At 39.8% G+C, this 10639-nt stretch carries 10 protein-coding genes; 6 read left to right on the top strand and 4 right to left on the bottom strand.

The genetic code is table 11. The features are described from left to right. Positions 1–198 precede the first annotated feature (198 nt). Positions 199–801, top strand: coding sequence for a hypothetical protein (locus tag JEY82_RS17720; RefSeq protein WP_304088106.1), 603 nt, complete (start codon positions 199–201; stop codon positions 799–801). A gap of 21 nt (positions 802–822) precedes the next feature. Here the strand turns inward: JEY82_RS17720 and JEY82_RS17715 are convergent, their stop codons facing one another. Continuing rightward, a complete protein-coding gene (locus tag JEY82_RS17715; protein ID WP_304088103.1) occupies positions 823–1887 on the bottom strand; it encodes an HD-GYP domain-containing protein in 1065 nt (354 codons plus the stop codon). Positions 1888–2196: 309 nt separating this feature from the next. Between JEY82_RS17715 and JEY82_RS17710 the strand changes: the two genes are divergently transcribed. Both JEY82_RS17710 and JEY82_RS17705 read left to right on the top strand, forming a co-directional pair. Then, positions 2197–2385, top strand: coding sequence for a hypothetical protein (locus tag JEY82_RS17710; RefSeq protein ID WP_304088100.1), 189 nt, complete (start codon positions 2197–2199; stop codon positions 2383–2385). Continuing rightward, entirely contained in the window at positions 2345–3145 is an 801-nt protein-coding gene (locus JEY82_RS17705) for an ABC transporter substrate-binding protein (protein WP_304088097.1), read from the top strand. Before JEY82_RS17710 ends, JEY82_RS17705 begins: the two co-directional genes overlap by 41 nt. Here JEY82_RS17705 and JEY82_RS17700 read toward each other — a convergent pair. Both JEY82_RS17700 and JEY82_RS17695 read right to left on the bottom strand, forming a co-directional pair. Further along, positions 3142–4830, bottom strand: a complete 1689-nt coding sequence (locus tag JEY82_RS17700; protein ID WP_304088094.1) for a chloride channel protein — start codon at positions 4828–4830, stop codon at positions 3142–3144. The genes JEY82_RS17705 and JEY82_RS17700 overlap by 4 nt on opposite strands. 55 nt (positions 4831–4885) lie before the next feature. Then, a complete protein-coding gene (locus tag JEY82_RS17695) occupies positions 4886–6127 on the bottom strand; it encodes a NupC/NupG family nucleoside CNT transporter (protein ID WP_304088091.1) in 1242 nt (413 codons plus the stop codon). Positions 6128–6471: 344 nt separating this feature from the next. Here JEY82_RS17695 and JEY82_RS17690 point away from each other — a divergent pair, with 344 nt between their 5' ends. Together JEY82_RS17690 and JEY82_RS17685 are read left to right on the top strand one after the other, a co-directional pair. After that, complete coding sequence (locus JEY82_RS17690) at positions 6472–6930, top strand: chemotaxis protein CheX (protein WP_092163461.1); 459 nt, start codon at positions 6472–6474, stop codon at positions 6928–6930. 35 nt (positions 6931–6965) lie between these two features. Continuing rightward, on the top strand, positions 6966–8555 hold the full coding sequence (locus tag JEY82_RS17685) for a response regulator (protein ID WP_304088086.1): 1590 nt from the start codon (positions 6966–6968) through the stop codon (positions 8553–8555). A gap of 68 nt (positions 8556–8623) precedes the next feature. On the opposite strand, the gene JEY82_RS17680 is transcribed toward JEY82_RS17685, so the two are convergent. Then, positions 8624–9436 carry a triacylglycerol lipase gene (locus JEY82_RS17680; RefSeq protein ID WP_304088083.1) on the bottom strand — a complete coding sequence of 271 codons (813 nt, stop codon included), beginning with the start codon at positions 9434–9436 and terminating at the stop codon, positions 8624–8626. A gap of 111 nt (positions 9437–9547) precedes the next feature. Here JEY82_RS17680 and JEY82_RS17675 point away from each other — a divergent pair, with 111 nt between their 5' ends. After that, complete coding sequence (locus JEY82_RS17675) at positions 9548–10585, top strand: DUF1786 domain-containing protein (RefSeq protein ID WP_304088081.1); 1038 nt, start codon at positions 9548–9550, stop codon at positions 10583–10585. Positions 10586–10639 lie beyond the last annotated feature (54 nt).

Here is a 10639-nt window from a genome sequence, read left to right as displayed (position 1 = left end):
CGCCGATGATACTGCCAGGTAGCTGGTGGGAAACTAGGTCGTCGCAAGGACTTTATTTTAAAAAAAGACCCGTACATTTTCATGTACGGGTCTTTTTGCGTGCTTTGATTGGGGGAGTTATAGACAGTGTTCCATAACTGGATATATTTACGGACTTAGATATTGCATAAAAATGTACATTTGAATTAGGAGGAATAAATGTCCATATCAGGAATTGGTTTAGATTCCACTAACGCTAGGCAGTTTGAATCAGCAGGTATTAAGAATACAAAATCAAGCTTTTCAAGCTATAACGATTCAACAAGCTCTATATATGCTCTCAGTTCTTCAGGGAAAAATTTACCTGATGCTCCTGAAGTTTCAGAAGTTGAATTGGAACAAAAACTTACCTTGACTATTTGCAAAAATATATCCGCATCATATGATGCTCCGGAAGAACTTGAGCGGAGAGGGTTGAAAGAACTAGACCCCTTATTGAATGATGAAGATGAAAAAGAAAAGATAAAAAAGAAAGCTAGCAAAAATTTTGACCCAAATGCTTTAGATATTATTTCTGAAACAATTCAAGATTCTGTAAAGGAAAATGAAATTAAAATAGTAGTCTCAAAAGTAGATAAAAATGTAGATATGAAAATTACTCGAATCATGAGTTTTGGATTAAAGGACGGAAATAATGATAAGGAAGGCTATTCTAATAAAGGTGAACGTCTTGATAATCAAGATAAATCAGATGTGAACAAGGGCGGAAGAGGTTCTTCAGTATTCACGAATAAGGATAGAGAACAAGAGGATATTTTTTAATTTAGATGAATTGCATCGGGTTTAATCACATTGCTTTAATGCTAACGCTCTTAATTGTTGCATTTTTTCTCTATCCTTTATTAAGGTCTGCATTTCTGGATTATTTGAAATAATAAATGAGACTAATGCGGATGTAAGATTTTTGTCATAGCGCTTACTGCTTTCAGTTAGAACTATAGCTGCAAGAATCGGGTTAATTCCGTTTCTATGCCATCTTTTGGATATCATGGCGCAAAAGGCGTCTGCAACGCTACATACTTTAGTTTCAGTTGAGATTGACTCAGTTCGTCGACCTCTTGGATAGCCACTTCCGTCTAATCTTTCATGATGGTCAAGAATGCAGGATCTCACCATTTCGTCTTTTATCTCCAGACGGTTAATCATTTTTTCTGCGATATCAACATGTTCTTGCATTCGTTGTTTTTCTTTATACAAGAAAGGCCCGTTTTTTGTCATAAGTGCTGCGGGAATTTGAGTCATGCCTATGTCGTGTAAAATTAAGCCTAATCCAAGTGAGTTGAGTTCAAGCTTTTCGTCTCCTTTGTGTACTGTTTTAAGGTATACTGCCGTACCAACGAACAAAGTATTAACTGAATGGCAGCAAAGGTCATTTTCTCTTCGTAATGTATTAAAAAAATATGACCATCGATTTCTGTCTACCCACACATATTCACTAAAAATAGCTAGAACTGCTTTTAGTTGATCAAGGGTTTCAGTTATAGGATTGCTATAGAAAGATCGTATTTTTTCTAATATACCGGAATAAAAAATTTCAGCAGCAGCAGTTTCATCCAGATAGTGTTCAGTGAGCAATGCTCCAAGGTTTTGGCTAATGTGTCCGGCAAGCCCAGCATAGTCATCTTTGGTAATAAAAAGGTTTCCTTCAAGACACTGTTTGATCATTTGTTCTTTCTTTTTGGGAGTGAGCCTTGTTTCTTTAGGAAAGAGAGGAGCAACTCTCGAAAACTCTTCATCATATATACATAATGAGACAGGTGTCCTATTTCCGAATGTGCTGACAATATTGGAGCTTATTTGTAGATATTCTTCTGGAATCAAGTTGTCTTGTTTAGCCTGACTGCTCATTCTTTTATGTCCTATGAGGATGTTATAACGAGTCTGAATTTAAAAATTATTCTATTTTTACATAATTTATTATAATAATAAGAAAAAGTAAATGTAGTTATATTTTAAATGTATTAGTGAAATTATTTCTTAACTAAAGTGGTATATGCTCAATTTTGCACGATATTTTTATTAAATAAGCATGGACCGCTATAAGTTCTTGATGTGATTCTATATATACTGTAGCGTTAAGTTATTATTGAAATATTTGCGGAGGATATGTTTGTTTTATTGCTTAATAATGATTGTGTCTTTTATGCAGAGGGTTAGGTGAAAGAAAAAATTCCACTCAAGTTTTTGAATAGTTCTAAAAGTATAATGAAAGATGACCCTGAAATTATTGAAAAATTACGCATGATTATGGGTAAAGTCGCTGATAGGGTGGTCAAAGATAAGTATGTTGAAGATTTTAATATTATTGAAGAATATTACAAAGACGACGATGACACGGCTGAATAATATTGCTCTTAAAAGTCTGTTCTTGCTGTGTATGACGTTCTTTTTATATGCTCATACCAACGCATACGCTCAGGGTGTTGTTACAGTTGGTTTTGCGTCCTTTCCGCCTTGGATGATTCTTGACGAAGGAAAATTTGAGGGTTTTGATTGTGACTTGGTTCGAGATATTTTTAAGCATATGGGATTAAAAGTAAAATTTGCGCCTGTGCCTTTCGATAGTAGCCTTGATGAATTAAAATCTGGCGAGATAGATGTTCTTACAAGTGTGTTGTTTAGAAATGAAAGGAATGATTATATACGGTATGTTTCACCTCCATATAAAACTAAATCTATAAAAAGTTTTTATGTTAAAAAAGGGGCAGGAAATAAGATTAACCGTTATATTGATTTAGTCGGTTTAAGAGTCGGAGTGAAAAGAGGAGCCAAGTATTTTCCGACGTTCGATCTTGATGACAGGGTGGTGAGGGTTTTTTATGGAACCACCGCTGAAGTCTTCGAAGGTTTGGTAAAAGGAGAGGTTCAAGCCATTATTTCTACCAATTCGGTCGGGAACTATTTTATAAAGAATATGGGTCTGGATCCTTATATTGAAGAATGCTCATTTAAATATAAACCGAAATTGATGCCTGTTTATATAGGTGTTTCTCGTAAATCTCCGTTGGCTGAAAGGGCTGATGAGATTGGTGCAGTTATACGTTATTTGCAAAATTTTGGAGAAGTCGAACGGCTTGCTAAAAAATATTCAGTAGAGCTCAATTAGAATAAGTTGTCACAGTTCTCATAATTTTTCATTTCTCCACGATAAGCTGAAAGAATATCTTCCTTTGTTATAAATCCCATGAATTCTCCATTTTTCATTACAGGCAATGTTCTTTTGCCACTTTTATTCATTATTTCCAGAATTTCAGCCGTTCCCATTCCTTTTTCTATTTTCGGAGTGTTCTTATCCGTTGCAACTTCACTAATATTACTGTGTTGATGTTCCGGATCTAAAATTGAAGATCTTGCAGAAGCTACATCAATCATACCCATAAAATCTTTTGTCTCACTGTCGATAATCGGGATGTGGGTTTGGTTCGTGTTTTTGAGAACATTTAAAAAATCTATCACAGGCATTTGCGGACAAACTTCTGTTAAATTTTTGCAGATAAGATTTTCAGGGTTGATGTCGGCTAATATTTTTTCATCAGTTTTAGGTCTTAGAAGCTGTCCTTTTTCTACGAGATCTTTGAAGTAGAAGGAGGATGGTTCAAATGCATGGGTGAGCATTGATGATATAAATGTGACGGTCATGATGTGCATCACAGCCTGATAACTGTTGGTTATCTCTAAAACCAGAAAGACACTTGTTAAAGGGGCTTGCATTACTCCACTCAGGACTCCCGCCATGCCGAGCATTACGTAGGCAGACTCTCCTGTAATCCATCCACTCGGTATTATTGTAGATAAAGTGCGATGAAAAAAAACACCAAAGGTCGACCCTATGACTAGGCATGGGGCAAATATACCACCAAGTCCTCCGCTGCCCAGCGTCAATGACGTTGTTAATATTCTGGCTAGCACCAATATAGCTATGAAAGTTATGCCCGGCGGGAAAGTTCCGTGAATTGCCATCCTGATGGATTTGTATCCTTCTCCGAGGGCTAGAGGGAGGAATAGTCCGACTAAGCCGACAGCAAGCCCTCCCAGTGCAGCTTTCAGCCAGGGAATGCTGCTGATCGACGCTGACAGGGAACCTATTTGTCGTATTGATCGTACAAATGCGACAGATATCAGGGCTGTGAGTACCGCCAATAATATTGTTATTCCTAAGTCTGCGAAGCCCATCGGGGGAAATTGTTCACTGAAAGGAATAACATTTCCTTCGAGAATTCTGGATGTCTGCGTGGCAACAACGGAAGAAATTGCAATCGGTACAAGGTTGTAAGGAGTCCATTCTCCAAGAATAATCTCAACTGCAAAAATCATCCCTGTAACAGGGGCGTTGAATATCGCTGAAATTGATCCGGCAGCTCCGCAGCCGATAAGAGTCATCCTCGATTGACCGCTCATTTTTAAAAGTCTGGATAAGTTAGAACCCATTGAAGACCCGCTGACAACAACAGGGGCTTCCGGTCCGGCAGAGCCACCGCTGGCAATTGTAAGCAGACTGGTCAAGAGAGCGCTTATGATGGATATAGGCCGAAGTATTCCTTGTTTGAGACCTACTTTGGCGATAACTTCGCCTACTCCGTGTCCTCCGGATTCTTTAAAAATGTTTTTACTCAAAACAACTGCTGTAGCGGTTCCAAGAGCTGGAAGAATAAATATCCACCAGTGATCGGAATTATTCATTCTGAGCTGATTAAAGAATTCCAACGCCGTATTCAGTGCTATCGCAGCCAACGCTGAACATATCCCTACGACAATCGCGGCAATGATCAAGAGAGCATTCTTCGCGGGCATTCTTTTATGCAGAAAGCTCTGTAATAGTGGCGTGTGTTCAGGGGGATTCATTTTTTTAATAAAGAATTCCGACTATTGTACCTGTCATGCAGGTTGCCAATGTTCCGCCTATAATTGATTTCATTCCCATTTCCACAATCTCCTCTTTGCGTGAAGGTGCAATTGCTGTGAGGCCTCCTATCAAAATACCCAAGCTTCCTAAATTAGCAAATCCACACATAGCATAAGTCATAATTATTGTGGACCTTGGTGACAGCAAACCCGGAGAAAGGTTTGCAAGTTGGAGGTAGGCCAGAAATTCATTGAGAACTGTCTTGGTACCCATCAGTCCTGCTGCTGTTGAAGCTTCGGATGCGGGGATTCCCATGAGCCACACAATTGGCCACATTATGACACTGAGTATGCGTTGTAGTGTAAGTGGTTCGCCGTATACATCGGGGAAAAAATGTAAAATTTGATTTGCAAGCGAGACAAGAGCTATCAGGACAAGAAGCAGCGCGACTACAGTGATAAGAAGTTTGACTCCGTCAGAAGCTCCTTTGGTAATTGCATCCATTGAGCTTGAGGCTGGACTTGTGATATTAACTCCGTTTCCGGCAAGGGTGTCTGTTGTTTCAGGAACCATCAGCTGCGCGATGAGAATAGCCGCCGGAGCGCTGATAATTGATGCTGTAAGAATATGTCCTAAGGCTCCTGGAAGTACAGGGTTAAGAATTGATGCATAAAGTACCAGAACTGTTCCTGAAATAGTTGCCATCCCACTGACCATCAAGGTCATAAGTTCACTGCGGCTCATTGATTTGACATAGGGGGCGACAATTATCGGAGCTTCTACCATGCCTACAAAAATGTTTGCTGCCACACTAAGCCCCAATGCGCCGCCGATGTTCATTGTTTTTTGTAGAACAAAGCAGAATGCTTTTACAATGATTGGAATGATACGCCAGTAAAAAAGAAGTGCGGATAAGGCGCTTACGACTAAAATGAGAGGCAATGCCCTGAAGGCTAAAGTCCAGCTTGCTCCATGTGAAATTTCAGAAAAAGGAAGCGGGCCGCCTCCGAGGTATCCGAAAAGAAAACTTGTTCCGGCCTCGGTAGCCTCTTGCAAAGCTTCAACAGCGTGATTCAAAGACATCATAGCATTACTGAATGCCGGAATTTTCAGCATCATAGTAGCAACGATAATTTGAAGAAGCAGTCCTATGGCTATGCTTTTAAAACGGATATGACGTTTATTTTCACTGACCGCCCAAGCTATAACCATTAATCCGAATAAACCGAAGATGCTTTGAATCATGTTTCCATCCAAGTATAAGATTAGCTCTTTTTTTTAATGTATTTATTTGAATTACATAATCATCATGGAGCCTGCAACAGTAACAACAGCGAACTTGTCTTTGTATATAAAAAAAGATTATACTGAAGAATGTTCTGTTTTGGGTTTTCTAAACAAGATATTGAATTTATGATCCGGAGGATCAACTGTATGAATGAAAAAAGCATTATTCTTTCTAAGGTTCTTGAACCTTTTCATCTTTATAGTTAGTATCCAAGAAAATTATGTCTTTATCTTGTGGAAAACTTGCAACTTTAGGTAGGCACTCCCGTTTAGGGAATGACGTCTGATAAAGGGAAAGCTTTATGAAAGTTGAATTAGCAAAACCGTTTATCAAAGCCGCTGTAGATGTTTTATCTATGATGGCTATGATTACTCCGAAACCCGGTAAGCCTTATGTAAAAAAAGGGAAAACCGCAGTTGGTGATGTTACTGGGTTAGTCGGTATCACCGGTGATATGAATGGAACAATTTCAATCACATTTACAAAAAATTGTGCTGTTACAATTGTCAAGAACATGCTTGGCGATGATATTCAGGATATTTTGCAGGATGTTCAGGATGCTGTCGGTGAAATCACTAATATGATTTCAGGCCAGGCCAGAGCCGGGCTTGTCGAGCAGGGGCTGACTTTTTCCGGTTCCACTCCGTCTGTAATTATGGGGGATAATCACTCTATTTCACATATGGCCTCTACCCCCATAATGGCCATTCCTTTTACCTGCGAGGCCGGAGAGTTTACCATCGAATTCAGTTTCGAGTAACATCCTGCTTTAATGAAAAAAAGAGAGTCACTAATATGTCTAGTCTGATCGGGTTTAGAGAACAATCATTTTTGGACAAAATCAGTATTCTGAATGAAGTTTCAATGGGGAAGGATATTGCTGATCTCGATCCGCTTCTTGATTTATTCCAGAATCCTCTTGGAGATACTTCTGTAGATTATATGGTTGTGAGTGCGTTAAACGGAGTGCTTTCTTCTGATGAAAGCAGCGCTGTTAAATTATTGGAAAGTGAAAATGATAAACTTAAAGTCCTTTGTATAAGGTCATGCGGAGAGTTTAAGTTTAAAACAGCGGTTCCGGTTCTTTCTGTTTTAGCGGAGCAGACAGATGATACAGATCTGCTTTTTGAGTTGTTGACCTCTCTTTCAAAGATAGGGGGGGAGTACGCTCTCGATATTTTCCGTGCTAATATCACGAATGAAGATGATCTGGTTGCCTCAATGTCTATTGAAGTGGCCGGTGAGCTGAAAGATGAAAAGTCCGTCGAGTCTCTGATCACCATCGTTAAATGCAATAATGAAGATGCCAATTATGAAGTTTGCGATTTAACCACATGGAAAGCAGTTGAAGCTTTAACTTCTATCGGCTGTGAGTCTTCTCTGAATTTTATTGTGGAGAATTTACATCACAGAAATCCTACTGTCCGCAGGGTTGTGACAGACTGTCTGACAGAACTTGGCGCTAAAACAGTTCCTTACCTTCGGAAAGTAATTACTCCGGAGGCAGACAAGGATGATATGATTCTTGCGGCAAACGTTCTTGGTTTTATCGGTGACAAGAGCGGTCTTGAAATTCTTATGGATGCTCTTGATAAGGAATATTCTACAGATTCCAGTGTAAAATATGCCATATATGAAGCCATTGGTAACATCGGAACAATGAAGGGTGTGATCAGTCTCATTGATGGGCTTGATAATGATGATGAATTGATAACTCTTGCGGTTATTAACGGTCTTGACCGTTTGGTTAATCCCGGGGTTATTAAAAAGATGGTTGAAATGGTCAGTAAGGGGGGAAGTAAAGCCGGAAAAATTATCAGAGCAGTTGTTACAGCGAAAGCTTTGAATATTTTTGAAGGGCTTTATAATGAAGGCAAAATCGGTCGTTTTATGATGAACGCCGTTGTCGCCTCCAAAGATTTTGAAGTTCATGAAGCCTTTCGCGGTAAGCTTGCGGAGATAGGCGGAGAAGTTGCAGACGCAGATATAGCAAGGCTTCCTGAGACTGTTGAAGCCGGAAGTAAAAAAGCTCTCGCCGTTGATGATTCTAAATCAATGCTCGCTCTTTACCGTAGCATCCTTACAAATATCGGTTTTGAACCTTCAATTGCTGAGAACGGGCAGGAAGCATATTCTTTTGCTGAGCAGGGTGATAAGTTTGATATTGTTATTACAGACATGAACATGCCTGTAATGGATGGAATGGAGCTTGTTTCAAAGCTTAGAATGACTGATGGATTTGAAACAACCCCGATAATTATGGTTACGACAGAATCAGAAGTTTCTCAGCTTGAATTGGCGAAGAAGACCGGTGTTACCGATTTTATCACCAAGCCTTTTACGCCTGATCAGCTTAAAGCTAAAATCGAGGAATATGTTTCTTAGGACGTGCAGTAGATTGTTGATATTTTGATTTAATATGAAGGGAGAGGATAATAGTCCTCTCCCTTTTTTTATTGCTGCATAATCCGGATGATCATGTTTGTGATTTTGGGGCTGTAGAGCATAGCAACATGCCCCATTGCCGGACAGGGTAATGTCTTCCAGTCTGTTTCGCGGGGCAGTAGGTTTTTCCATGGTAGAACCATTTCATCTACAGGCGAAAATATAGCCGTTTTTTGAATAAAATTGAGTGGTGGGGTTGTATGAATTGTTTGAAAAAGTGAATTCTCTGGATGCAGGCTGCGTCCTAATCTTCCCGGAGCGATTTTTGCTAACAGGCTGCCGCGAAAAGGGGTTCCGAGGGTGATAACTTTAGCAACTGATTCCGCAACAGCAGGATCGGATACGGCTCCTTTAATAATTAATCCTCCAAGACTATGGCCTATAAGCACAATTTTCTGATTATTGTTTTCCGCATAAAGTTTAAGGATACGCCTTCGCAGTTTAAGAACAAGTTCGGGATACGAAGTCGTGAAGCTGTTGTATGACCATGTATTAAGGTTGCTGTAGCCGGCTTTACGCAGTCTCGGCTTCATGAGAAACCACGCTGTTTTATTATGATAAAGGCCGTGAGTCATAAGAACAGGTAGAGGATTACCTTCTTTTTCTGGATGTATATCCCGGCAGAGAAAGTCAAACGGGCGAGTCAGGGTTGCCGTAAGCATGCTTATTACTGTGGTTGCTACAGATATAAGCAGGTCGTATACAGCTTGTCTGGTTCCACGCAGCATAAGTTCTTTGCGGTTTGCGATAGTCATGACGATGATCAGAGGAAGAGGGATCATCAGGATGATAAGTAGAATTGTCAGAAATATTTTTGTCATATTTTGAGGTGCATTTAATTAGTTGTTTTTAAGATACCTATTTTTCAAATTGACGTAAAATACTTTGCTCTGCAACAGTAACTTGAAAATTATAATTATTGGAGATTTAAAATGAATCGTAAAATATTAAGCCTTGATATCGGTAGCGGTACTCAGGATGTTCTCTATTATATTGAAGGTGTTGAAGTTGAAAATTGTTTTAAGTTTGTGTTGCCCTCTCCGGCCCGTGTTGTTGCAGAGCTGATTAAGAAACAGACAAGTAAGGGATGTGATATCTATCTTACTGGCAAAAATATGGGTGGCGGCTTCGGTAGGGCTGTGAATGCGCATATTAAAGCCGGGTATAAAGTTTTTGCGCATCCGCGAGCTGCTCTTGCTTTGGGAGACGATTTGAATCGTTTGGAAAAAAATGGAATTGTGTTAAGTACATGCTTACCTTCTGGGTGTGTTCCTGTTCATCTTGAAGATTTCAATTCCGGTTGGTGGAATTGTTTTCTTTCCGCAGCTGGTCTTGAGCAGCCGGATCTGGTTGTAGCTTCTGTGCAGGATCATGGTTTTCATCCGGGAAAAAGTAATAGAATGGGCCGGTTCAATTTATGGAAGCGCTTTTTGCTGGATAACAAGGGAAAACCGGAAGAACTCCTTTTTGAAACTGTTCCAGAAGAATTCACAAGGCTTTCTGAATTGCAAAAAAGTATTGGTGGCGGGCAGGTCTGCGACACTGGAGCTGCTGCTGTTCTGGGCGCGTTTTTTGTTGATGAGATAGTTGAACGTAGCTTTAGAGAAGGGATTTGTCTGATTAACGTCGGAAATAGTCATACAGTTTCTTTTTTGCTTTTCGAAGGTAGAGTTCATGGTGTCTACGAGCATCACACTGGAAATATGACTCCCGAGAAACTATGGTCGGATTCACAGCTGTTCAGAAAAGGTGAACTTAGTTTCGAAAGTGTTTTTGATGATTATGGACATGGCTGTGCTACTCTTGATCTGTCGGAAAAAGCTTGCGGGTTTATTCCTACCTATGTGATGGGCCCGCGCCGGGCCATGCTTAAAGGTTATCCTGTTGAATTTCCGTCCCCGGGTGGTGATATGATGCTTGCAGGTTGTTTCGGACTTATAAAGGGACTTGAATTAAAAGGAACTGTTTAAATAATTACAGCTTGTAGTCTTGCATGGATTTGTTAATACCGATAGTAAGTAATC

Source organism: Maridesulfovibrio ferrireducens (assembly GCF_016342405.1).
Taxonomy (GTDB): Bacteria; Desulfobacterota; Desulfovibrionia; order Desulfovibrionales; family Desulfovibrionaceae; genus Maridesulfovibrio; species Maridesulfovibrio ferrireducens_A.
Note: the sequence above shows the minus strand (reverse complement) of the source record. Positions and strands in the feature narration are given on the sequence as shown.